This is a genomic window from Microvirga calopogonii (assembly GCF_003347665.1).
Lineage (GTDB): Bacteria > Pseudomonadota > Alphaproteobacteria > Rhizobiales > Beijerinckiaceae > Microvirga > Microvirga calopogonii.
In genome coordinates this window covers 246,197-270,043 of record NZ_QDGA01000003.1, presented here as the reverse complement: position 1 = coordinate 270,043, position 23,847 = coordinate 246,197, and the positions used below count along the sequence as shown (strand labels likewise).

Sequence of the window (23,847 nt, the reverse complement as noted above, 5' to 3'; positions counted from 1 at the left end):
GCTTACTTCAGGATTTCGTCTGCGATCTCGCCTGCAGAACCCTCAGTCTTGGCAATCCTCATTCTACGGCGGCCTCGGTGCTTGACCTCGGGGAGCTCCGCAAGTGAGGCTTCGTCATCCACCAATTCGGGCCGAGCCTTCAAAAGTTCGTAGATTTCGGCAATGACCTCGCCCTTACGGGGAAACCGGGGCGCGTCTCTGTAGAACCGTTCATAGACTGCTATAAGGATAGCCTCATAGAGGAACTTGTTACCCCGGCTGAAGGGCAGGAATATCTTATCGCTGAGATGGACAAACAGCGGCACCGCGCAGTGTCTCCGCACCGCGGGACGCGCGGCTTCGAGGGTCGTTTATGATATATTCCATCCACTCGCACGTGTAATCAATACCATTCCCGGTACTCTTGATGGTAAGAGCGCAAAGTGGAACTCGACCAACAAGCCGTTGTGGATAAGTAGTTTGGTTGAGAAGGATAAATCCAGCAACATCAATGGTTTATCTCTATCTGGAGGTATTTTCGGACTCGGGACTCGGATTTCAAGCGTCTATCACGACTGCAGACTCAAGCTTCATGAGATTGGACCTAAAGTCAGAAAACGCTGATCGTTGAAAAATCAGCGAAATTTCAGATTACAGACTCGAAGTTAATGAGATGGCAGACCGAGGTACGGATTCCGTTACGGACAACGGGTCCGCACTATCAGGCTGAATGACCCTGCCCTACATCCACCTGAGCCTGACTGAACAGTGCGAGACGAAGTTTCTCGGGCAGGTCGCTGGCCGGCTGCGGACATCTGGGCCTAAGCGGCGGCCGAACAAGACGATCACCGCCCATTGGCGTTTATGGCTCTTCGGCGGCACGATTCTACGGTTTCGGTGCTCTGCTGCACCTGTGCTCTCCGTTCGCCGATCGCACGTTACACTATCGAGGTGCGACGCGGAGTTAATCGGAAGACACTCCCGGCCTCCGCGTTTACCTGAACGCTCCGCGATTACGCTTGGTTCGTTTCCTGGCGGCTCGATCATTGCCCCCAACTGAAGGTATAGCACTTTGCATTGCCTAGCGCTGTTCGGAATTACTACTCGGCGGTCCCGCCGCTGAATTCGCATTTCATGCGGTGCTTGGTACGAGCGGCGGACCACCCTGCCCTTTCGCTGGCCATTCAGCCGGCGTCGCCCAGCATGAGGATACCCGATGGCTCTGCCTAGGCGATGAGCGGCATGACAGCCCCGTCACATGCCGCAGGGAAAATCCTGATCAATGCCTTTATGGATCGGCTGCTTCACGCGCGTCTCACCGGAAGGCTTCCGCGGCTTGGCTTTCTCGGAGCGGCAGAAGTCGATCGCAGCGTCCAGAAAAGCCTGGCGGGCCTCTGAGTGTTGACTCACGGCCCTGATCCAGGGTTTGTCCGCAACCAGAGTCACAAGTCGCTCGGGCATCAAGCGGCGCTTCTCTTCCTCGGCAGCCACCATCAATTCGTAAGCATTCAACAGTTTTGATGGTTTGGCCATGAACACTCCTGGCAAAAACGGTCGGCAGGCCGGGCATTCTCCCGACATATATTGTCTTTACCGGAGATCGGTCTAGCGATCGTTAAACTCGTTGGCTCCTATAAAATTTTTGACACGCATCACAGGCATGACAGGCGTCGACCCGCAGGCCGGCGACTGTCATAGAGTTCATCTCTACCTGCCTGATGCAGGCAACGTTCTATGACGTGCTTGTTGAGGACGATCTTTCGCTCACCCGTCATTCGCCGAGGTAGCGTTCTACCAACCGGGCCCAGAGTGCAGCCCCGGTGGTCAGGCTGCCATCCGCAAAATCGTATTTCGAGCTATGCAGGATCGCGGAATTCGTGCCGTTGCCGAGCCGTAGGAAGCTTCCCGGCTTATGTTCGAGGAAATAGGCGAAGTCCTCGCTTCCCGGGATGAGGTGGCAGGTCGATACCCTGTCGGATCCGATCAACTCTTCTGCAACCGTGCGGGCGAAGGCCGTCTCCGTCTCGGAATTGACGACAACCGGATAGCCCCGCTCATAGTCGATCTCGGCAGTGGCGCCGTAGCCGTCGACGACGGACTGAGTCAGCTTGACGATGCGTTCCTGCAGGAGGTTCCTGATCTTCGGATCGAACGAACGCACACTGATTGCGAGTTTGGCAAATTCCGGGATGACGTTCACGGCGCTGCCCGCGTGGATCGTTCCCACGGTGACGACGGCGGTCTGGGTCGGATCGATGTTTCGCGAAACGATGGTCTGCAGCGTGACCACCAAATTGCACGCGACCACGATTGGATCGACGGTGAGATGCGGGCGTGAGGCATGCCCGCCAAGCCCTTTGATGGTGATGTTGACGGTGTCGGACGAGGCCATCATTGGGCCAGCGCGCAGAAGGATGTCGCCTTCCGGTACGCCAGGATGATTGTGCAGGCCGAAGATGGCGTCGAACGGAAAGCGCTCAAAGAGACCGTCGGCGATCATCGCCTGGGCGCCGCTGAACTTGCCGGCCTCCTCGGCGGGTTGGAAAATCAGTGTAACGGTGCCGTTGAAGCGGCGGGTCCGGGCCAGGTATTCGGCAGCCCCCAGCAGGACGGTCGTATGTCCATCATGGCCGCAGGCGTGCATCTTGCCAAGGGACTGGCTCGCATAGGTCACGCCGGTCTCTTCCGCGATCGGGAGAGCGTCCATGTCGGCTCGGATTGCGATGCCCTTCTGCCCCTCTCCTGCGCTCAGGCGCGCAACGACGCCGTGCCCGCCGACGTTTCTGGTCACCTCATAGCCCCAGCCTTCGAGCTTATCGGCGACGAAACGCGCCGTTTCGGCCTCCTCGAAGGATAGTTCCGGATTGGCGTGTAGATACTGGCGGATGCCGGTGAGTTCTGCTTCCATGGCTTCGAAATCCGAGACCCTGGCGAAGACGTTGTCGTTGAGCATGTAATTCGTCCGACTGACAATGAAGGGCTGTCTTGACAAAGGAGAAAGGCCGGCGATGGTCACAGAAAGCGCGACAGGAACGCCTTCGTGCGAGGATGTTGCGGATTGCCGATTACGTCGTCCGGGCTGCCCATCTCGACGATCTTGCCGCCGTCCATAAACACGACCCGGTCCGCCGCCTCGCGGGCGAAGCCGATCTCGTGGGTAACGACGATCATGGTAAGCCCCTGCTTGGCAAGATCGCGCATGGTCGCCAGCACTTCACCGACCAGTTCGGGGTCGAGTGCCGATGTCGGCTCATCGAACAGCATCAGTTTGGGCTTGATCGCCAGCGCGCGGGCGATCGCAACGCGCTGCTGCTGGCCGCCGGAGAGCTGGCGTGGATAGCTTCCGGCCTTCTCCGACAATCCGACCCGTTCCAGGAGCGTCAAGGCGTTTCGGGTTGCCTCCTGACGGCTTTCGCCATGAATGCCCACAGGCGCCTCAATGATGTTCTGAAGAACCGTCATATGCGGGTAGAGATTGAACTGCTGGAACACCATGCCGATCTTTCGGCGCTGGCGGGCGATGCCGTTCGCGGAGAGCTTCTCAAGACGGTCGTTGCGAAGCCGGTAGCCGATCTGCTCTCCATCCACCGCGATGAAGCCCTTGTTGATGGCTTCCAAGTGATTGATGCAGCGCAGGAAGGTCGATTTTCCCGAACCGGAGGGGCCAAGGATGACAACGACCTCTCCCGGCATGACGTCGAGATCGATTCCCTTCAGCACTTCGAGGTGGTCGAAAGACTTGTGAACGTCGTGAGCCTCGACGAGTGGCTTCATGGTCTGGGCGGCGCTCAATGGCTTGCCTCCTGTACGGCTGCGCCGACGGGAACCGCTTTATCGGCGGTCCTGTTACGACGCTCGCTGCGGCCGTAATAGGCCTCGATATAGCTCTGCCCGATATTGAGGATCGATGTGATGAGCAGATACCAGATGACCGCCACGAGCAGCATCGGAATGATCTCGAAGGTGCGGTTGTAGATCGACTGCACCGAATAGAGCAGATCGGCCATTGCGATCACGCTGACGAGAGAAGTGGCCTTGATCATGCTGATCAGCTGATTCCCTGTGGGCGGCACGATGGAGCGCATGGCTTGCGGGATGATGATGCGCCACAGGGCACGAGCCCTCGTCATGCCGAAGGCTTCGGCGGTTTCCGTTTGGCCGCGGTCCACGGAGAGAAGGCCGCCACGAATGATTTCTGCCATATAGGCCGCTTCGTTGAGTGCAAGTCCTACGATCGCGGCCGTCATCGGTGTGATGACCGAGTTCGTGTCCCAGCTCGCGAGCGTTGGTCCGAAGGGGATCGTGATCGAAAGCTGCGGGAACAAAGTGGACAGATTGTACCAAAAGATGAGCTGCACGAGCAGCGGCGTGCCGCGGAAGAACCAGATGAACAGCGAGGCGAATGAATTTGCCAGACGATCCTTGGACATGCGGGCAATGGCGAGTCCAAGTCCGAGTACGGTGCCGAGCGCCATCGCGACGACCGTAAGTCCGAGGCTGACATAGAGGCCTTTGATGACCGTCGGATCGAAGAAATAGGCAACGACGACGGGCCAGCCGAAGTTTTCGTTATGGGCGACGATCCAAGCGAAGTTCGCCGCCACGAGAAGGATGACGGCCCAGAGAATCAATCGTCCCAAGCGGAAGGGAGTGTGGGCCGTTGCCACGTCCCGGAAGCGCGCATCGCCGGAGGGCGATGCGCTCGACAGATCAAGTCGGCTCATTTCGGAAGGACTCCACCAAGGTTGATTCCGGGCTCCTTGAGCATGTTGTTCTCAAGACCCCACTTCTTCATGATGGCGGCGTAGGTTCCGTTGCTCATCAGGAGCTTGATGGTATCGAGCAGCACCGGGCCAAGCGGCGACCCCTTGGGCACGACGGCGCCCTGATAGAGATCCTCGAAGCCGTTCTTCTGGCCGACGCCGGTCAGTTCGAGCTGACCGTTGGCTTGGGCAACGAAATATGTCAGGGGCGCCTGGGAGGAGAAGAATGCGTCGGCCCGCTTCGAGCGTACGGAGAGAATCGAGCTCGGCTGATCAGTATAGGACTGAACCGTGAGGGCTTCCTTGCCATCGGCTTTGCACTTCTCCGCCTGAGCCTGAATTACGCGTTCGGCGGAGCCTCCTGCCATGACAGCGATGCGATTGCCGCAGGCCGTATCCAGCGAGGTGATGCCCTTGGGATTGCCCTTCTGGACAGCGAAGACAACGAACTCCTGAACCCAGTCGACGAAGTCGTTGGCCTCTTCCCGGCTCTTGAAATCGCCGACAGGACCGAATGCAAACTGGTAGCGTCCGGAATTCACGCCGGCGAGCAGCGCCGGCAGGCCACCAACGGTGGCATGCTCGATCTTGACACCGAGAACCTGACCGATCGCATCCGTCAAATCGCTGCTCGCACCGGTCATCTCCGTGCCGGTCACGATTTCATAGGGAGGGAACGAGCCATTGTTGACCGAAATCATCTTGCCCTCGGTGCGGACGTTCTCCGGCAGGCGTGCCCGCAACTCCTCGTTCACGTTCTGCTTTGGGATGGTGGCTTCCTGAGCGATGGCCGAACCTGCAAGAAGCAGCGCTGCGAGTGTGGCCGAGGCAATCAGTTTCGAATGCATGGGAGAGACCCTTTCTGTTTGAGAACACCGTGTCAGGTCGTCAGTCACTCTGGCAAAATTCATCTGCCGTATGTGTGCCAAGGGAAGAGATCAGCGGGCGTCAGCACGCGCGGCAGAATCTTCTGCTCGTACAGCTCGGTGGCGAAATCACCTATCATCTTCTCGTTCGCCTCGAGGCCGCTGATATTCCAGGAGGGTGGCAAGTCGGCGGCGCAGCGACGGAGCTCGTCGATCATCCAGGGCGTGGTATCCGCATATTTCTCGCGTTTCTCCAGCCACATACGCTGAGATGCGTCGATCAGATCGCTGAGCTCATCCATGACCCAAGGATGCTCCCTGACGAGCTCGGCCTTAAGGCCGATCAGGTGCATGCCCGGCACATAGCCAACTTCATGGAAGTAGGCGACCTCGGCCGCCCGGAAGTCGTCGAGGACCTGGCGAAGTGGTGAGTCGTGATCGAAGAATCCCGGCGGCATGAAAGGTGTGAAAATCGCATCCAAGCCCCCGTCCTTCAAAAGATCGACCATCGGCCGCTCACCTGGAGCGGCTTCGATGCGACCCGGACGTCCAAAACCGTCGAGCCGGTCCGTGATGGGATGAGCTTCCGTCAGCCGCCCCGCGTACCACTTGGCATCCTCGATCTCGACGCCTTCGCGGCGGACGGCGGCGCGGGTCCATGTATTGCCGGAATCCCGCCAGCCGGTCACGCCAATCCTCTTTCCGGCGAGATGCGACAGCTTGCGGATGGGGCTTTCCTTTGTGGTGATGATGCACCGATGCCGAAACCCACGCATGATGAAGTTCGGGATGCCGACAACGCTCTCATCTCCGTCATGCCGAAGTTGCGAATAGCGGCTGAAGGACATCTCCGCCCCTTCATAAGACGGGTCGCGGGCGACATTGGCAATAAGAGTACCGACGCGATCGACCTTGATGTCGAGGCGAGGAGACCGGACGTCGCCCAACACCAGAGGCGTCATGTAATCCCAGTCGCGGAGGGCGAGACGGAGGGTCAATGGCATCGGCAATCACTCACAGCAAACTTGTTCTCCACGCAGTTAAAATGTTCATAATGCATTGATCAAACTGTATTATGTTATTGAACATTAAATTTGGTGAAGCATGGCTGAAAACAGAGACGCGCATTGGTTTGCCGAGAAGCTGAACGATCGAACCATTCGTGGGATCGCTCTCGAGACTAGAGCACTGATCCGCGCTGGCACCCTTACAGTTGGTACAAAGTTACCTCCGATCCGTGATCTTGCATTCGCGCTCGGCGTCAGTCCTGCGACGATCTCAGAAGCGTGGAGTGAACTGCGGCGCCAGAATATTATCAGCGGACGAGGCCGAAACGGCACCTGGGTGAGCGGCGATCGTTTCGTCGCGAAGCCGAACCGGCTCGGAAGCTCCGGCAATTACGGCGAAGGTATTCTCAACCTGACCGCAGCCGTTCCCGATGTCCGCCTGTTGCCGCCGCTTGCGCAAGCGATGGCCTATGGTGCCTCGGCGGAGAACCTCAACAGCTACGAGCGCAACAGGATCCTGCCGGAACTAGAGGAGGAAGTACGAAAAGCGTGGCCCTATGAGCCGGAGGCATTTCTCGCGACGAATGGCGGCTATAACGCGGTCTACACTCTGGTTCACGCCCTGCTGCCGCCAGGAGCATCCGTTGCGATTGAGAACCCGACGGGCATGCGCCTCCTCGATATTCTGGAAGACCGGGGAGTTCGCATCATACCGGTCGAATGTGACGGCGAAGGGCCGCTGCCGTCAGCCCTTGAGGCAGCGCTGAAAGCAAGGCCTGCTGCATTCATTTTTCAACCACGGCTGCATTCCGTGACCGGCCAAAGTGTCAGCCGGGCACGGCTGGGTGCACTTGCCGGAGTTCTGAAGGAGGTCGATACACTTATCGTCGAGGACGACGGCACCGGGGATATCTCCGCAGCTCCGCGCCATTCCCTGGGGGCTCACTTCCCGAACCGCGTCATCCACATCCTGTCGTTCTCGAAAACACATGGACCCGACTTGCGTCTCGCCGTCCTCTCCAGTTCCCGTGCAATCGTCGAGCAGATTCAGTCGTACCGCAGCTTTAGCGCCGGTTGGACAAGCCGTATCCTGCAGGGAGCTACTGCCTGGCTGCTACGCGATCCATCGACACAGGAATCCATCGCTCAGGCTCGAACGATTTATCACAGCCGGCGTGCTCATCTCGTCAGCGCCCTGCAACAGAGGGGGGTCGAAGCCGTGCACGGTGAAGGCCTATGCGCCTGGGTGCCGGTGTCTTCCGAGCCATTCGCTATGGTAACGCTTGCCGCCCACGGTATTGCCGTCCATCCGGGTGCCAAGTTCTCCAACTTGCCGACACGCCATTTGCGTATTGCGACTGCAACATTATCGGATCGTTACGAGAAGGTCGCAGATTCGATCGCATTGGCGGCCAGTACCTGACTGACTGATGATGTCGGTGGTCATGTGGTCACGAAGATGCTATTCACCTAGGACGATATTCAATAGATCTCAGTTGAGGCGGCGCACCCCGCGAACGTGACCTGATCCAAAACACATTCAATATTGATATATTCCTATCGTCAGAGAGTTTATCGTCTGTGCAGCCGGCGAAAACTTAAGGCCTTCTTCACGACTTTGTCTAATTTTGGTGCGGCCTGGTTCATGCGCGTCTGGGGGCGTGCGCTTCTCGCGGCGATGCGAGCGGGCCAATGAAAGACTATGAAACTCATCAACAATTTGAAGCTGCTGACCAAGATCGCCGTTCCGGTTGTTATCTTTGTTGCGATTACTGTTGGCCTGATCGCCATGGCGGTGTCAGGCCTCGACGAAATGAATGCCAACGCAGAACGCATCGTCGATAATGATGCGAAGCGATTGAGCTTGGTACAGAGTGTCAACACGCAGATCAACGAGGCCTCGATCCAAGAAAAAGGCATGATCCTGACACCGAAGAATCTTCCGGAGCGGGTCAGGAGCGTTGAAAATGCATTCAAGAGCGCGACCAGGAAGGCATCGGAAGATCTGGACCGGATTGTCGAACTCTCCAGTTCCGATGAATTCAGGAAGCTCAACGAGGATCTGAAAAGCGCGACCTTGAGCTACTTCAAAGTGCTTGAACAGAGCCTCGCCGCTTCGATGGCGGGCAACGATGCGAAGGCCGCCGAGATTACGAACGGTGCGGCTCGCGATCTGCGACGCGCATTGCGAGACCAGATCACCACGAGCACCGATGGCATCGCGCTCGAACTGGAGCAGATGAAACAGGAAGCGTCTTCCGATGCAATGAGCACGAGATGGTGGCTTATCGGCTCTGCCGCAGGTGGATTGACCTTCGCCATCGGGTTGATCTGTGCAATCGTTCTCCTCGGCGTGACCCGGCCGCTTGGGTCTATGACGAATACCATGGGACGCTTGGCCGCGGGTGAACTCGATATCCTTGTGACCGGCACGGACCGCCAGGACGAGGTTGGCGCCTTGGCCCGGTCGCTCCAAATTTTCAAGGACAATGCGATTGAGGCACGCCGCCTCACCGCCGAACAGCAGACTGAGAACGAGGCAAAGATGCGCCGTGCCCAGGTGCTTGATCAGCTGACCCGGAATTTCGAGCGCAATGTCTCTGCCATGACGCAAGGGTTAGCTTCGGCGGCTACGGAGATGGAAGCCACGGCGCAGACCATGACGTCGATAGCGGATCAGACCAACACTCAGACGGTCAGCGCGGCCTCGGCCGCCGAGCAGACCTCAGCCAACGTGCAGACGGTCGCAGCCGCCACGGAGGAGCTGTCGATCTCTATCAGGGAGATCGCAACGCAGGTGTCCCAGTCATCACGGATAGCCGAGCGCGCGGTGCGCGATGCCCAGCGCACGGACGCCATCGTGCAGCAGCTGGCTTCCACTGCGGAGCGGATCGGCAACGTCATTGCCCTCATCAATTCTGTGGCGGGGCAGACCAATCTGCTGGCGCTCAACGCCACCATTGAGGCGGCGCGGGCCGGTGAAGCCGGCAAGGGCTTCGCGGTCGTTGCGTCCGAGGTAAAGGAACTCGCCAACCAGACGGCCAAGGCCACGGACGAGATCTCGTCCCAGATCGCATCGGTGCAGCAGGCGACCCGAGAGGCAGTTCAGGCAATCCAGACCATTACCCAGACTATCGGGGAAATGTCACAGATCTCGGTCACGATCGCAGCAGCGATGGAAGAGCAAGGTGCGGCGACGGGTGAGATCGCCCGCAACGTTCACGAAGCAGCCCGCGGCACCGAGCATGTCACAGGAAACATCGGCGACGTGCGTCGGGGTGCCGGTGAGACCGGGGCCGCGGCCTCGCAGGTGTTGAGCGCAGCCCAAGAGCTGGCTCGCCACTCCAATAGCCTTGGGGATGAGGTCGGCCAGTTCCTTCGTGACGTGAAGGCAGCCTAGAGCAAGCACTCCGATCGATAGGACAGATCCCGTCGGACTGAGATTCCCTGGGACAGCTTGATCCTATATCGACACGAGCATGAGAGGCGCCGCTGTTGCGAAGGGGCGCCTTTCTTTTCGTGTCAGGCCATTCGCATTGAGACGTGTGGACGGCGACCACTCCGACTATGGAACCAAGTCGAGCCTGATATGGGGAGTCGACGAAGGCCTGTCATTGCGTCGATCTTGCTTTCAAGGCACGTTCGACTGTCTCGACCAGTTCCGTGAGGCGGTAAGGCTTGGCGAGAAAAGGCAATCCCACTGACGCGCACATACCGTGGCAGATCCGGGAGCGGCCCGAGGTGAAGACAACCAATAAAAAGGGCTGGAGAGACAGGGCGGTCTGCGCCAGCTCGAAGCCGTCTTGACCACCGAGGTTGATGTCCGTGAACAGCACATCCACTGACATGTCCCTCAGTATGATTTCAGCCTCCTCAGCGCTGGCTGCCGTGAAGACCTCGTAGCCCGCGTCAATGAGCGCTTCGGCCGCAATTTCTCCAATGATCAACTCGTCCTCGACAACGAGAACACGCTGACGCAGCGATTTGACGGCTGGTTTCGTCGCCCGCTCAGGGCGGGTCCAAGGGGACAGCATTGGAGCCATATACGCAACCTCACTGAACACATCCGCGTCGTTAACGACCCACGGCGGCTGGTGTTCAGGGCGATATCCGGCAAGTATGGCTATGGTCACCAAAGAGTTAACGGCTGGACTGGTGTTCTCGATAGCGGGAAGACTCTCAGCAATAATCTTCCGATCACAACCGAAATTCTTTTCGGAGATGCGGACAATACGTATTCCTTTTCCATCACAGTCCGGTAGCTTTTCTCCGGATCAAGTGACGCCACAATCTAAACCTGGGGCGAACAATCGACCATGTCCGGCCTGCCCTCTTTTTCGTTCGTCGGATCTGCGGTCCCATCCGCCGAAGAGGCCTTCTGGACCTGGCGCAGCATAACCTCTCCGCTGTTCGACGTTTCGATTTCTGACCCAGGCGCGGTCGATGCCTTCGAGGTCAAAGTCGATAGTTACCACCTCGGTCCTCTAGTCTTCGGGAGTGTGAGCGCAAACGCTCAGCAATTCCATCGTTCGCAGCTTACGATTGCCCGCAGTGGGATCGATCACTACGTCGTTCAGCTATACACACAGGGCGGCTATGCCGGAGAGGTTGATGGCCGTGCGATCCGAGTGCGGCCCGGCGATATCAGCATCCTCGACCTCTCACAGACGCTGCAGACACAGGCCGAGCGATTCCATAATTTGAACTGCATTGTTCCAAGAACCATGCTGGAGCCTCTTCTCAGACATCCTGACGAACTCCACGGCACGGTACTGTCGGGCCTGACCGGTCTCGGCTATGTTCTCGGCACCTACATGCAGACCATCCATAAAACCGCTGGGTCCTTGAGTGCGGAGGATGGGGCTGCCATCTCCGAAGCGACGGCGAGCCTGATCGCCGGCTGTTTCGGCGCTTCATCCGATTCACGGGACACGGTCGCGACGGCCAAGAGGGGAAGCCCTTCTCCTAACCATCAAACGTTACATTGAAGCGAATCTGGCCGATCCAAATCTGACGGTCGAGAGCATGACCCGCGAGTTCCATGTGTCACGGGCAACTCTTGTCCGGATGTTCGAACCCATTGGCGGGCTGAGCGGCTATATCCGCGAGCGAAGGATGTTCCGCTGTTTTGCCGAACTCACCTCCCCCTCCCCGTCACGCCGCTCGATAGCGGATCTCGCGTATTCATGGGGCTTTGGGAACGAAGCTGCCTTCAGCCGCGCGTTCCGGCGCATGTTCGGCATGTCGCCTCGGGAGGCCCGCTCTGAAGGGACACTGGCCCAGATCGCGGTCCAGCGCGGCCGATCAAGTTCAGACGGCCCAATCCTTGCCCAGTGGATCCGCGATCTCCGGGTGTGATCAACCCGGCTGCGGGCCGTACTCGGTTGAGGCAAATGGCACAGAGATTGCGCCGATCGGCAAAGTGAGATGCTCCCCCTGACGCTATGATGGGTTGAAACTGCGTTGCTGGGGGGCAACCATCATGACAGGAAATATTATCTGCCTACGCTGCAAGCGAAGGCCCCGACCTTACACCCAATCCGGCACGGGAATATCCTCACCGATGCTCTCAACCGAAGAGGCTCAAGTGCTTTGCCTCATCGCAAGTGGGCAAACGAGAGGTGACATCGCACACGAATTATCCGTGAGTGAACGTGCCATCAGGCAGCACATCAAGTCTCTGCTCTATAAGGCGCGGACGAGAAGCAAGCGGCCCCGCACTGCCTTGTCGCACGAATCTATCCAGTCTCAGCGTCGAGGACAGAGCCAGGGCCGCCTGTGACCTCGCTCTTGCTGGTGAAGTGTCATGACCCTGCGGGATCACGATGCTCCCGCTTCGGCTTGACCTTCCATATGATCAGCAACTTTCAAGGGGATCGTGAAGACGGCGCGCAGGCCATTCGCATTGTAAGTCATGTCCGCCGAGCCTTGGAGTTCCATAACGATCGTCTGATGGATCAGACGGGAGCCGAAGCCCCGGCGTGACGGCAGAACAATGCGGTCCTGCCGTCGCTCGTGCCAAACGAAAGTCAGAACGCCGTCGGTTACCGACCAACAGATCTCAATCGTTCCTTCCTCGGAGTGGAGGGCTCCATACTTCGTGGCATTGGTAGCCATCTCGTGAATGGCCATTCCGAGGCCGATCGCCACTTTGCTCGTCAGGGCAACGGAGGGACCTCCCATCGACAGACGTGATCCGGCCTGGAATGGCTCCAGTTCCTTCGTGAGCAGGTCTTGCAATTCCACTCCGGACCATGCTGAGGCAGTGAGCAGATCGTGGGTTGCTGAAAGCGCAAGCAGACGGGCGAAAAACGCATGCTCGAAGGTGGCCAAGTCAGGCGAGTTCCTGATGGTCATCCGGCCGATCGCCTGAACGGTGGCAAGCGTGTTCTTCACCCTGTGGTTCAGTTCCTGAATGAGAGTGGTCTGCTGGTCTTGCCGTTTGCGAAGGATCCTTGCTGTGTCCTGCATGATTTTCGCAACATGATCCGCTTCGTTCAGAGACGTTCGCGGAAGATCGATAATTCTCATGTCGCGCATGGCGACCGCTTTGACCTGCAAGGCATTGATCGCAGTCGCAATCCGACGCCCCATAAGGACAGCGAGCGAGATTGCCAGCAGCAATGACATAGCGAGCAAAGTCAGCCCGACGCCAATGATGGTCCGCCGTGGTGCCTTGTAGATCTCTGGCAAAGCGGAGACACCTACCAGCCAGCCCGTACTCGCCATGCGATAGTACGCACCGACAACCTGTGTACCCTCCAGGGTATAGACGTCCTGCCAGAGACCGCCTTGGCCGGCAGGCACATCCCTCGTAATCTCCCACCCCACACGGGCCATGGGTTTGCCGACCCATTGGTCATGAGCCGTGGACCGGGCCAGAATCTTACCGTTTCCATCATTGATCGCGGCAATCCATCCTTGCGGCACAGTCTCCAGAATTTCCTTGAAGTACGTCGCGGGGAGTCCGGTCGTCAGTGCAAACCTGACCTCACCAGCGACGACGGGCACACGGACCGGAACCGACAGCATGACTGCCCACCGCTTGGTCAAGGGCGCCCAAATGAGGTTTGAAGTGTAGGGGCGCCCCTCGGTGAAGATCGTCGGGTCGCCCCTTCCGGCAAAGGTCGGCAGCGGTGCTTCACGAGGTGTGCTGGTGTTGAGCAGCTGCTGGCCGGTCTTGTTCCGGACTGTCAGCCAGACATCCGACGGGAGATTCGCCTGCTCAACTCTCGACCGGAAACTGGCTATGTTACCTTCAACCAGTTCAGGGTTTGTCGCCAGCACGTTCAGGCTTGCCCGAAAGGCTGCGAGACGATTGTCGATCTGTGCGACGACGGACTGGACCTGCTGCTCGGCCAGACGGTCGATACGCCGGTCCTCCTGGCGCAGATAGGCCCACCCGATGAAGCCGCTCAGGAGCAAGACCGGCAGGGTGAGCGCCAGGGCGAAGAGGAAGAGATGTCCGGTAATCGAGTGGGCCCGCCGGCTGAAAATCCGGCTCATTGAGAATCCACGCCGTATTCTCCATTAGCGAAGGTTATTCTCCTAATATCCGATCAGTGCTCTGAATGCAGCTGCTCTTGGTCGCGAAAACGACTAAGGCGAAAGCGGACACCGAAAAACCGTCCACATGGCTAAGGATCGCGCCCAAGACATTCGTTGACCTGCCTCAACCGGGATCGAACAATGGTTCCAGGGGCTGCTCGCGCCCTTCGAAGTCGAGCTGCACCAGACACTCGAACTCGTTTAGAACTGCCTCAATGACCGACCTTCGACAGCAAATCTCCGATCTCGAGGCCGAAATGGACACCTTGTCCGACGCTGCCGAGCATTGCCGGAAGAGTATGGCCGTGGCGAAGGTGATGGTTGGGGTAGGCGTTCTTCTGTTCGTGGTGTCTTTCCTGGGTTTGCTCCAATCTGACGCGATCACCCTGGTCATGGGTATCGCCATAGCACTCGGCGGAACAGTTTTTTACGGATCGAGCCGGAGCAGCCTTGAGGGAATCTCAGCGAAGATGCAGGCCTGCGAAGGTCGCCGGGCTCATTTGATCGACCAACTGAGTCTTCGGACGGTTGAGGAGCCGTAGGAACCGGATGAAGGTCCCTGGAACCAAGGCATCCGAACATAAGTTCCTCGTGCCATGGCCCACTAAAGCATCGGACGCAAAAGGGGTGAACCGGTTTTGCATGTAAAGACGCTATAAAACAATGACTTAGATCATCAGACGTGAGTTCGGGTTCACGTCCGATGCTCTAGCCGCCACCGATGCACATTCGGCTCAGCAGAGCCCCCTCGCCTGGCGAATTCGGCCACCAGTTCCGGGTACCGCTCCATCGGCGGCAACGTCTCGAAACTGTGGACTGCGGGTGTGGCTGCCCAGGGAAGCTTCTCGCGTGTCCAGGTTTCGATGAAGGGCGCGAAATCCGCCGCGTCGTCCAGCATCGTGGTGCGCACGTTGACGAACTCGTCCATGCCTTCGGGCCGAGTGAAGAGCCAGCTCTTGCAATAGGGGCAGAAGAAATGGCGCGTGGCGCCATGAAGGCCGCCGATTCCAGGTTCACCTTCCACGACTTCGAAATTTTCGCTCGGATACAGGACGCTCAGCGAAAAGGCACTCGCGGTCATGCGCTGGCACCCGGTGCAATGGCAGGCCATGGTGACAATGGGCGCCCCCCTGACGCGAAACTTCACCTGACCGCACCGGCATTGCCCATTCCGCATCTCGTCCTGATCCGCCATGACAATGTCCTCCCGTTCGCCCTCATCTCACGCGGTCTGCCTCATCGCCTTCTCGATCACGGCGAAAATTCTGTCGTCCGCGCATTGAGCCACGTTGAAGCGCATAAAGTCGGTGGCTGTCTGCGAGGCGCTGAACACGTTGCCGGGCGCGAGCACGACGCCTTCGCTCAAAGCGTGGCGGGCCACGTCGGCGGCATCGAGGCCGTGCGGCAGCTTGCACCACACGAGCATTCCGGCTTTCGGCGTAAACCAGGGTTCGAGGCCGAGCGATTGCAGGCGCGCCACCGTCGCTACCATGGCGTTGCTGAGCCGCATCCGCAAGGTTTCCAGGTATTTTCGGTAGCCGCTGCTGCCCAGGCTGGAGAAGACGAGCTCCTCCGACAGTCGGTTGCTCGCAAAACCGGTCGCAATGCGCAGATCGGTCAGTTTGTCGATCCAGTCCGCACGCGCCGCAATGTAGCCGCAGCGGAAGGAGGCCGAGAGGGTTTTGGAGAAACTGCCGATCCGCACAACGCGGTCGAGGCCGTCGAGAGCTGCGAGACGAGCGGCGGGCTCGGTTTCGAAATCCGCAAAGATATCGTCTTCGATGACGATCAGGTCATGGTCGTCGGCGAGCTTGAGGAGCCTGTGCGCCGTGCCAACCGAGAGTGAGGCTCCGGTTGGGTTATGAAGACCGGAATTGGTGATGTAGAGGCGCGGCCGATGTTGGGCGAGCACCTGCTCGAACAACTCGAGGTTCGGCCCGGTCGGTGTATAAGGAACGCCGACGACTTGAGCCTGCTGCGCCCGCAACAGGGCGAGAAAGTTGAAGTAGCATGGGTCGTCGACGAGGACGACGTCTCCAGGCTGAATAAGGAGCCGGCATACGAGATCAATCGCCTGTGTGCCGGAATCCGTCAGCAGGATCTGCTCGGGTGGCGCCTGAAATCCCTGCTCGTCCATGCGCCGTGAGAGGAACTGCCGAAGGGAGCCCAGGCCGAGCGGCGTTCCGTAATCCGTAAGCGCAGTCATGTCCTTCGTTCGGGCGAGGCCGCGCAGGGCGCGGCGCGTCTCTTCCTCGGGCATCCAGGCGCTCGGAAGCCAGCCGCAGCCGGGCTTGAGCACCTCGTCCCGCGCCTCCAGGGATTGCCGCGAGACCCAGAATGGGTCGATGGCGCGGTCGAGACGCGGTGCGAGATCCGTCAGCGACAAGGGGGCCAGTGGTGCGGCGCTGTAGAACCCTGAGCCAGGTCGGGACCGGATCACGCCTTCCGCCGCCAGGCGGTCATAGGCTTCAACGACGGTCGATTTGGACACGCTCATGGTCCGAGCGACGGCACGGATCGACGGGAGCTTCGCGCCGGGTGTCAGGGAGCGGCGAGCGATCTGTCCACGAATCGAGAGCATGACCCGCTCGACGAGCGTTCCATCGGAGCTGGCGGCAGAAAGATCGTCCACTGTACTGCCCTCATTTCCATGACAGTTTGGAATATCTGTACCGCACTGTCTCTGGAAAGGCGATCCCGCTCGGTTGAAACTGGCTTCTTGGAGGTGCGGGCATGGACAAGACGACGGAAGGGTGGTTCAGCGGCTTCCTTGGAGTGCTGATCTTCAGCGGCTCCCTCCCAGCGACGCGCATTGCCGTGGCTGATCTCGATCCGTTATTTCTGACCGTGGCGCGAGCATCCATCGCGGGCCTGCTCGGCGCAGCACTCCTCCTCGCCCTGCGCCAGAGACGACCAGCACGGCACGATCTCTTGCCACTCGCCGTCGTGGCCCTCGGTGTGGTGATCGGCTTTCCGCTCCTGACGGCGCTGGCCCTTCAGCACGTCACCGCCGCCCATTCCATCGTCTTCATCGGGCTCCTGCCCCTGGCTACGGCCATCTTCGGCGTCGTGCGCGGCAACGAACGACCGAGACCCGCCTTCTGGGTTTTCTCCGGCATCGGCGGATGCCTTGTCGCGGGATTTGCCCTGGTCCAGGGGGCCTCCACGTCAGCGCTGGGCGACCTGCTGATGGTGGCGGCGGTTCTGCTTTGCGGCCTCGGCTACGCTGAAGGCGCGACGCTCGCCCGGCGGTTGGGTGGGTGGCAGGTCATCTCTTGGGCGCTGGTCTTGTCCCTGCCCTTCATGGTTGGACTGGCACTCCTTACCCTACCCTCTTCCTGGGCCGGAATCGGCCTGCCCGCTTGGCTGGGTCTCACCTATGTGTCCCTGTTCTCCATGTTGATCGGCTTCGTCTTCTGGTACCGGGGTCTTGCTCTCGGCGGCATTGCCGGGGTCGGACAATTGCAGCTCCTCCAGCCTTTCTTCGGCCTCGCTCTTTCGTCCGTGCTTCTGAACGAGGCCGTCGGCTGGCCGATGATCGCCGTAACGCTAGGAGTGATCCTCTGTGTGGCGGGCGCCAAGCATTTCGCGAAACCGGATCGAACAAACGTCCCGCTTACCGCGCAGGCAGAAGCGGCTTCTCGCTCCTGAACACGCGGCTCAATCCGTTGTTACCGCCGTTTCGACGTCGGATGGATCGATCTCGCGGTTGAGACCCGCGTTCAGTTTCTCCCGGTCGAGTTCCCCCTCCCACCAGGCTACGACGACGGTCGCGATGCCGTTGCCGGTGATGTTGGTCAGCGCACGCACCTCGCTCATGAACTTGTCGATACCGAGGAGGACGGCCATCCCAGGCACCAGGGCCGGGTTCACCACGGCCAATGTCGCGGCAAGCGTGATGAAGCCCGCGCCTGTGACGCCGCTCGCTCCCTTGGAGGTAAGCAACGCCACGAGCAAGATCGTGAGCTGCTGGCTGAGGGTGAGGTCGTAGCCCAGCGCCTGCGCGATGAACAGGGTTGCGAGCGTCATGTAGATATTGGTGCCGTCGAGGTTGAAGGAATAGCCGGTGGGGACCACGAGTCCGACGACGGATTTCGAGCACCCCAGCCGTTCGAGCTTCTCCATGAGCTGCGGGAGCGCACTCTCGGATGAGCTCGTACCGAGCACGATCAGGAGTTCGTCTTTGATGTAGCCGATGAACTTGAAGATGCTGAATCCGGCGATCCTGGCGATCAGGCCGAGCACGACGAAGATGAACAGGGCCGCCGTGGCATAGAATGTCACGATAAGGCCGAAGAGATTACCGAGGGCCGAGGGACCGTAGCGGCCGATGGTATAGGCCATGGCCCCGAACGCCCCGATGGGAGCGGCCTTCATGACGATGGCGATGACGCCGAACATCGCGTGCGCCGCGTCGTCGATGAAGTTTCGCACCGTTGCCCCGCGTTCTCCCAAGGCGAGCAGCGAGAAGCCGAAGAGGATCGCGAACAGGAGCACCTGCAGGATGTCACCCTGCGCGAAAGCTCCGACGACGCTGTCCGGAATGATGTGCAGGACGAAATCGACAGGCTTCTGCTCGGCAGCCTGCTTGGCATAGCTCGCCACGGCCGTGGGATCCGCGTTGGCGGAAAAGCCCGCGCCGGGCTTCACAATATTGCCGACCAGAAGGCCGATGATGAGGGCGAAGGTCGAGACCACCTCGAAATAGACCAGGGCCTTGATACCGACGCGCCCCACCTTCTTGGCATCCTGGATATGGGCGATGCCGGAGACCACGGTGCAGAAGATGATCGGCGCGATGACCATCTTGATCAGTTTGATGAAGCCGTCGCCGAGGGCCTTGACCCAGTCGTTCTTGGCCAGATCCGGGAACAGCCACCCCACCAGGATACCGAAGAAGATCGCAATCAGCACCTGGATGTAGAGGACCTTGTACCAGGGCCTCTTGCGAGGCCGCGATGCTTCAAGCCGATCCCTCACTGCAACGCTTGTCATCGCCGCCTCCTGATGCACCGATGGAGCGGGCGGCCGTCATCGTTCCGAACCGCAACGGCCAGACCTTCCGGGCAGATCCTGTGGGTTAATTCCCGGAACTCACCTTGGGTTCACGCGAAGTTTCCGAACAGCACTCCTCAATACTCGAAGACCGGTCACCCATCGGCTGCGAGTGCCACCACGAGGCTATGCTCCGGCGGAATCCGCAGAATTCTCCTGCCGAAGACCCAGCTTGGTGCGATTCCGTCCCTGCCGCTTGGCGGTGTACAAGGCACGATCGGCGCGATTGAGAATGGTGCTTCGGTCATCGCCCGGCTGAGCTTCGACGAGGCCGGCGCTGAAGGAATACGACCGCGCCGCTTGACCGTTCCAGGGCACCCCGCCGGCGCATTCCTGCCTGACCTGTTGGATGAGGCGGGCAGCATCGATCAAGCTTGTGTTCGGAAGGATGACCAGGAACTCTTCGCCGCCCATGCGGCCGATAAAGCCATGCGTGCCGAGCTTCTCTCGCGAAACAGAGGCGAAATGCCGAAGAACCGCGTCTCCGGCATCGTGTCCATGGGTGTCGTTGATGTTCTTGAACCTGTCGATGTCGATCATGGTGACGCACAGGCTGGAGCCGGATGTTGCGCCTGCAGCCAGGGCCTCGTCGAGCAGTTCCAGGATGTGGCGCCGGTTTGGCAGGCCTGTGAGCAGATCGGTTTGGGATGCATGGACCGCCGCGTTGTGCGCCTGACGCAGTGTTTTCTCGTTGTGCTTAAGGGATGTGATGTGCGCCGCCACGGTGAGGAGCCAGCCGTTCGGCAGGATCGTGTGATCAATCCAGAACCAACGTCCATCCAGCAAATCGCTCTCAAAGGATTTACGCGGCACGCTTCGACGACGGGGCAAGGTTCTTGCAATCAGGGCCTCGACATCGCCGCCATCGATCCTCACCCCAACCCCATTCCTGGCACCGTAGCGCAGGATTTCCGTGAAGGTGAATGGCCCTTCGTATCCCTCCAGAAACATGCTCTGGTAGGTCTTGTTGGCGTAGCGGAGATTGTCATCCGCGTCATAGATGGAAACAGCTTGGCCGCTCTCGTCCAGCGCCTCCACGAGGTGCCGGAGCGTTTCGTCATCCAGCTTCGAAACAAAATGACTCATGAGCTACTCGGAAGGACCAAGCTAGAGAACTCTAGCTGCAGGCTTATCGAACCGCAAATATACATTATTCCGTGTCAACTCAGCGGCACACGCGAAGGACTGTTCCGGTGAACTGCTTGGTAGACGGAAAGCATGAGCCGGGCCAAAAAACGCCAACCGGCCAGCTCAATCGAGCTGACCGGTCGCTGTCGGTTCAAGCCGCGGGGCTTGATTCACGAGTCTTCCTGGCAACCTGATCAGATGTGGATCACCCGGTCATAGGCATCCAGCACGCTCTCGTGCATGGTCTCCGACAGGGTCGGATGCGGGAAGACCGCATGGATCAATTCTTCCTCGGTGGTCTCCAGGTTCATCGCAATCACGAACCCCTGGATCAGCTCGGTGACTTCCGCGCCCACCATGTGAGCACCCAGGAGCTGACCGGTCTTCTTGTCGAAGATCGTCTTCACGAGACCGTCGGGTTCACCCAGTGCAATTGCCTTGCCATTGCCGATGAAGGGGAAGCGTCCGATGCGGATATCGTAACCCTGCTCCTTCGCCTTGGCTTCCGTGAGGCCAACCGAGGCGATCTGCGGGTTGCAATAGGTACAGCCCGGAATCTTGGCCTTGTCCATGGCATGCGTGTGCAGGCCCTTGATGGTCTCGACGCAGATCACGCCCTCATGCTCGGCCTTGTGCGCCAGCATGGGCGGGCCAGCCACGTCGCCGATGGCATAGATGCCCGGCACGTTGGTGCGGCCGAGGCCGTCCGTCACGACGACACCGCGCTCGATCTTCACTCCGAGCTTTTCGAGGCCGAGATTCTCGATATTGCCGACGACGCCGACCGCCGAGATCATCCGGTCGGCGGTGATCGTCTGGGTGCCGCCCTTGCCGTCGTCGATGGTGGCGGTGACGGAATTGGCGCCCTTCTCCACCTTCGTGACCTTGGCACCCGAAAAGATCTTCATGCCCTGCTTCTCGAAGCGCTTGCGGGCAAGCGCTGCGATCTCGGCATCCTCGACAGGCAGGATCTGCGGCATCACCTCGACCACCGTCACGTCGACGCCCATCGTGCGGTAGAAGGAGGCGAACTCGATGCCGATGGCGCCGGAGCCCATGACGATCAGCGACTTCGGCATGGCGGGCGGCACCATGGCTTCGAAGTAGGTCCAGATCAGCTTGCCGTCCGGTTCGATGCCGGGGAGCGCACGGGGACGCGCGCCCGTTGCGACGATGATATTCTTGGCGGCATAGGTGCCGGGCTCCAGCACGCCCTTCGGCACCGGGTTCTGCGGCTGCATGGCGGGCTTCTTCGGCGCCGTGACGACGACCTCGCCGGGCTTGGAGATGGTGGCCTCGCCCCAGATCACGTCGACCTTGTTCTTCTTGAGCAGCATGCCGACGCCACCGTTGAGACGGCCGGAAACGCCGCGGGAGCGGTTGACGATGGCCGCCGCATCGAAGCCGATGCCCTGAGCCGACAGACCGTAATCCTTCGCATGCTCCATGTAGTGATAGATCTCGGCCGAGCGCAGCAGCGCCTTGGTCGGAATGCAGCCCCAGTTGAGGCAGATGCCGCCGAGATGCTCGCGCTCGACGACCGCGGTCTTGAACCCGAGCTGCGCGGCGCGGATCGCCGCCACATAGCCCCCCGGCCCGCCGCCGATGACGATGATGTCGTATTGGTTTGCCATGGAATTGTCCCCCGTCATGCCCGGGCTTGGCCCGGGCATCCACGTCTTTGCGTGCCGGACCGTTGAAAAGGCGTGGATGGCCGGCACGAGGCCGGCCATGACCTCGAGTGTTTAAACAAGCATCCCCATCGGGTTCTCGATGAGTTGCTTGAAGGCTGCCAGGAGCTCCGCACCGAGCGCGCCGTCGACCACGCGGTGATCGCAGGAGAGCGTCACGGTCATGGCCTGGACGACGGCGGGAGCGCCGTTCTTCACCACCACTCGGCTCTCGCCGGCGCCGACCGCGAGGATCGTGCCGTGGGGCGGGTTGATGACAGCCTGGAAGTCCTTGATGCCGTACATGCCGAGGTTCGACACGGCCGTGGACCCGCCCGTATATTCCTCCGGCTTCAGGCGGCGGTTGCGGGCCCGGCCCGCCATGTCCTTCACCTCGGCCGAGATGGCGGTCAGCGTCTTCTGCTCCGCCTTGCGCACGACCGGCGTGAAAAGACCGCCCTCAATGGCAACCGCGACGCCCACATCAGAATGCTTCATGCGCAGGATGCGGTCCTCGGCCCAGACCGAGTTGGCGGCCGGCACGCGCTGGAGCGCGATGGCGAGCGCCTTGATGACGAAGTCGTTGACCGAGAGCTTGTAGGCGGGATTGCCGTCCTTGTCCTTGCCGGCCGCGTTGTTGATCTGCTCGCGCAGCGCCATGAGCGCGTCGAGCTCGCAATCGAGCGACAGGTAGAAATGCGGCACCGTCTGCTTCGACTCGACGAGGCGCTTGGCGATGGTCTTGCGCATGCCGTCGAGGGGCACTTCCTCGTAGGAGCCTGCCTCGAACATGGCCTTGACCTGATCGGCGCCCATGCTAGGCGCGAGCTGGGGGGCTGCAGGCTTTGCCGCCGGAGCGGGAGCTGCAGCTGCGGCCGGAGCCGCGGCAGGCTTCGCGCCACCGCCTTGGAGAGCGGTGCGCACGTCCTTTTCGACGATGCGCCCATGCGGACCGGAGCCCTGGACCGATCCGATGTCGATGCCGGCCTCGCGGGCTATACGCTTGGCAAGCGGCGAGGCGAAGACGCGGCTGCCTGCTCCCTGCCCTGCCCCGTTGGGCTTGGCGGCTTGTGCAGGGCCGGCCGGTGCCTGATCGACACGCGCGTAGCTCATGTGAGCCGAGGCATCGCCAGGAACGGTGTTGGCCTGCGGCTGGGATGCGGCTGCGGGAACAGCGGGAGCCGGCGCGGGTTCCGCCTTCGGGGCTGGCGCCGGAGCGGCGCCAGCGGCGGCCGGAGCCGTGACGCTCTTCGGATCCTCGCCCTCGCTCGCGATCAGCGCGATGAGCTGGTTGACGGGAACGTCGGCGGTGCCTTCGGGAACGACGATCTTGGCGAGGATTCCCTCGTCGACCGCTTCCACTTCCATGGTGGCCTTGTCGGTCTCGATCTCGGCGATGACATCACCGGACTTCACCGTGTCGCCTTCCTTCTTCAGCCACTTGGCAAGGTTGCCCTTTTCCATTGTGGGAGACAGGGCGGGCATCAGGATATTGATGGGCATGGCGTTGATTGATCCTGACTTGAAAGGATTAGTTGATCGCCTGCGTCGAGCCCGGATCGCTCGGATCATCCAGCTCGGCCTGGATGCCGGCCGTGATCTCGGCGAGAGCCTCCTCCTCGGAGAACTCCGTTTCCATGGCGTAGACGCGCGCGGCGTGACGGGCGAGGTCCACCAGGAGCACGCCCCAGGTGAACGGATCGTCGAAGGCGCGGCGCAGCGCGATGCTCACCGCCCCGTCGACCACCGAAGCCCTCAGGATCTCGACGCCCCCCTTCTCGAGGGCGTCGGGTGGGACATTGAGGGCTTCGAATTTCCGTTCGGCCATGAC

General features: G+C 60.2%; 23 protein-coding genes. 7 read left to right on the top strand and 16 right to left on the bottom strand.

All coding sequences use genetic code 11. The features are described 5' to 3' along the window. Nucleotides 1-2: 2 nt before the first annotated feature. The 7 genes from DDF70_RS05620 to DDF70_RS05590 all read right to left on the bottom strand — a co-directional run bounded on the left by DDF70_RS05620 (nucleotide 3) and on the right by DDF70_RS05590 (nucleotide 6,612). Nucleotides 3-305: a hypothetical protein gene (locus DDF70_RS05620; RefSeq protein ID WP_114943871.1), complete on the bottom strand. Its 303-nt coding sequence runs from the start codon at nucleotides 303-305 to the stop codon at nucleotides 3-5. A gap of 928 nt (nucleotides 306-1,233) precedes the next feature. After that, nucleotides 1,234-1,512 (bottom strand): hypothetical protein, encoded by a 279-nt coding sequence (locus tag DDF70_RS05615; protein ID WP_114943870.1) that lies wholly within the window; start codon nucleotides 1,510-1,512, stop codon nucleotides 1,234-1,236. Between the two features lie 238 nt (nucleotides 1,513-1,750). Then, entirely contained in the window at nucleotides 1,751-2,932 is a 1,182-nt protein-coding gene (locus DDF70_RS05610) for a M20 aminoacylase family protein (protein ID WP_114943869.1), read from the bottom strand. 59 nt (nucleotides 2,933-2,991) lie between these two features. Further along, nucleotides 2,992-3,771 (bottom strand): amino acid ABC transporter ATP-binding protein, encoded by a 780-nt coding sequence (locus DDF70_RS05605; protein WP_114943868.1) that lies wholly within the window; start codon nucleotides 3,769-3,771, stop codon nucleotides 2,992-2,994. Further along, on the bottom strand, nucleotides 3,768-4,703 hold the full coding sequence (locus tag DDF70_RS05600; protein WP_114943867.1) for an amino acid ABC transporter permease: 936 nt from the start codon (nucleotides 4,701-4,703) through the stop codon (nucleotides 3,768-3,770). The genes DDF70_RS05605 and DDF70_RS05600 overlap by 4 nt, the downstream gene beginning before the upstream one ends. Beyond that, a complete protein-coding gene (locus DDF70_RS05595; RefSeq protein ID WP_114943866.1) occupies nucleotides 4,700-5,590 on the bottom strand; it encodes an ABC transporter substrate-binding protein in 891 nt (296 codons plus the stop codon). The genes DDF70_RS05600 and DDF70_RS05595 overlap by 4 nt, the downstream gene beginning before the upstream one ends. A gap of 59 nt (nucleotides 5,591-5,649) precedes the next feature. Beyond that, nucleotides 5,650-6,612, bottom strand: a complete 963-nt coding sequence (locus tag DDF70_RS05590; protein ID WP_114943865.1) for a substrate-binding domain-containing protein — start codon at nucleotides 6,610-6,612, stop codon at nucleotides 5,650-5,652. A gap of 100 nt (nucleotides 6,613-6,712) precedes the next feature. On the opposite strand from DDF70_RS05590, the gene DDF70_RS05585 reads away from it, so the two are divergent. Both DDF70_RS05585 and DDF70_RS05580 read left to right on the top strand, forming a co-directional pair. After that, complete coding sequence (locus tag DDF70_RS05585; protein ID WP_114943864.1) at nucleotides 6,713-8,038, top strand: aminotransferase-like domain-containing protein; 1,326 nt, start codon at nucleotides 6,713-6,715, stop codon at nucleotides 8,036-8,038. A gap of 279 nt (nucleotides 8,039-8,317) precedes the next feature. Next, nucleotides 8,318-10,015: a methyl-accepting chemotaxis protein gene (locus DDF70_RS05580; protein ID WP_114943863.1), complete on the top strand. Its 1,698-nt coding sequence runs from the start codon at nucleotides 8,318-8,320 to the stop codon at nucleotides 10,013-10,015. A 211-nt stretch (nucleotides 10,016-10,226) separates the two neighbouring features. On the opposite strand, the gene DDF70_RS05575 is transcribed toward DDF70_RS05580, so the two are convergent. Then, complete coding sequence (locus DDF70_RS05575; RefSeq protein ID WP_245435382.1) at nucleotides 10,227-10,748, bottom strand: response regulator; 522 nt, start codon at nucleotides 10,746-10,748, stop codon at nucleotides 10,227-10,229. Between the two features lie 183 nt (nucleotides 10,749-10,931). Between DDF70_RS05575 and DDF70_RS05570 the strand changes: the two genes are divergently transcribed. The 3 genes from DDF70_RS05570 to DDF70_RS39165 all read left to right on the top strand — a co-directional run bounded on the left by DDF70_RS05570 (nucleotide 10,932) and on the right by DDF70_RS39165 (nucleotide 12,397). Continuing rightward, on the top strand, nucleotides 10,932-11,603 hold the full coding sequence (locus DDF70_RS05570) for an AraC-like ligand-binding domain-containing protein (protein WP_114943862.1): 672 nt from the start codon (nucleotides 10,932-10,934) through the stop codon (nucleotides 11,601-11,603). Nucleotides 11,604-11,640: 37 nt separating this feature from the next. Then, on the top strand, nucleotides 11,641-11,973 hold the full coding sequence (locus DDF70_RS05565; RefSeq protein WP_114943861.1) for a helix-turn-helix transcriptional regulator: 333 nt from the start codon (nucleotides 11,641-11,643) through the stop codon (nucleotides 11,971-11,973). 124 nt (nucleotides 11,974-12,097) lie between these two features. Beyond that, on the top strand, nucleotides 12,098-12,397 hold the full coding sequence (locus DDF70_RS39165; RefSeq protein ID WP_114943860.1) for a LuxR C-terminal-related transcriptional regulator: 300 nt from the start codon (nucleotides 12,098-12,100) through the stop codon (nucleotides 12,395-12,397). Between the two features lie 38 nt (nucleotides 12,398-12,435). On the opposite strand, the gene DDF70_RS05555 is transcribed toward DDF70_RS39165, so the two are convergent. After that, entirely contained in the window at nucleotides 12,436-14,121 is a 1,686-nt protein-coding gene (locus tag DDF70_RS05555; RefSeq protein WP_114943859.1) for a sensor histidine kinase, read from the bottom strand. 257 nt (nucleotides 14,122-14,378) lie between these two features. On the opposite strand from DDF70_RS05555, the gene DDF70_RS05550 reads away from it, so the two are divergent. After that, complete coding sequence (locus DDF70_RS05550) at nucleotides 14,379-14,705, top strand: hypothetical protein (protein ID WP_114943858.1); 327 nt, start codon at nucleotides 14,379-14,381, stop codon at nucleotides 14,703-14,705. A 152-nt stretch (nucleotides 14,706-14,857) separates the two neighbouring features. On the opposite strand, the gene DDF70_RS05545 is transcribed toward DDF70_RS05550, so the two are convergent. Together DDF70_RS05545 and DDF70_RS05540 are read right to left on the bottom strand one after the other, a co-directional pair. Beyond that, complete coding sequence (locus tag DDF70_RS05545) at nucleotides 14,858-15,358, bottom strand: GFA family protein (RefSeq protein ID WP_114943857.1); 501 nt, start codon at nucleotides 15,356-15,358, stop codon at nucleotides 14,858-14,860. A 27-nt stretch (nucleotides 15,359-15,385) separates the two neighbouring features. Then, a complete protein-coding gene (locus tag DDF70_RS05540; RefSeq protein ID WP_162820225.1) occupies nucleotides 15,386-16,795 on the bottom strand; it encodes an aminotransferase-like domain-containing protein in 1,410 nt (469 codons plus the stop codon). 101 nt (nucleotides 16,796-16,896) lie between these two features. Here DDF70_RS05540 and DDF70_RS05535 point away from each other — a divergent pair, with 101 nt between their 5' ends. Further along, the gene (locus tag DDF70_RS05535) at nucleotides 16,897-17,814 is read left to right on the top strand and encodes a DMT family transporter (RefSeq protein WP_114943856.1); all 918 of its coding nucleotides are present in this window, start codon (nucleotides 16,897-16,899) and stop codon (nucleotides 17,812-17,814) included. 9 nt (nucleotides 17,815-17,823) lie between these two features. On the opposite strand, the gene DDF70_RS05530 is transcribed toward DDF70_RS05535, so the two are convergent. From DDF70_RS05530 to DDF70_RS05510, 5 genes are all read right to left on the bottom strand, one after another. Continuing rightward, nucleotides 17,824-19,158: a dicarboxylate/amino acid:cation symporter gene (locus DDF70_RS05530; RefSeq protein WP_114943855.1), complete on the bottom strand. Its 1,335-nt coding sequence runs from the start codon at nucleotides 19,156-19,158 to the stop codon at nucleotides 17,824-17,826. Nucleotides 19,159-19,344: 186 nt separating this feature from the next. After that, the gene (locus DDF70_RS05525; RefSeq protein ID WP_114943854.1) at nucleotides 19,345-20,304 is read right to left on the bottom strand and encodes a sensor domain-containing diguanylate cyclase; all 960 of its coding nucleotides are present in this window, start codon (nucleotides 20,302-20,304) and stop codon (nucleotides 19,345-19,347) included. A 236-nt stretch (nucleotides 20,305-20,540) separates the two neighbouring features. Then, nucleotides 20,541-21,980, bottom strand: a complete 1,440-nt coding sequence (gene lpdA, locus DDF70_RS05520; RefSeq protein WP_114943901.1) for a dihydrolipoyl dehydrogenase — start codon at nucleotides 21,978-21,980, stop codon at nucleotides 20,541-20,543. A 111-nt stretch (nucleotides 21,981-22,091) separates the two neighbouring features. Next, nucleotides 22,092-23,519, bottom strand: coding sequence for a pyruvate dehydrogenase complex dihydrolipoamide acetyltransferase (locus DDF70_RS05515; protein ID WP_114943853.1), 1,428 nt, complete (start codon nucleotides 23,517-23,519; stop codon nucleotides 22,092-22,094). Nucleotides 23,520-23,547: 28 nt separating this feature from the next. After that, nucleotides 23,548-23,844, bottom strand: coding sequence for a DUF5076 domain-containing protein (locus tag DDF70_RS05510; protein ID WP_114943852.1), 297 nt, complete (start codon nucleotides 23,842-23,844; stop codon nucleotides 23,548-23,550). Nucleotides 23,845-23,847 lie beyond the last annotated feature (3 nt).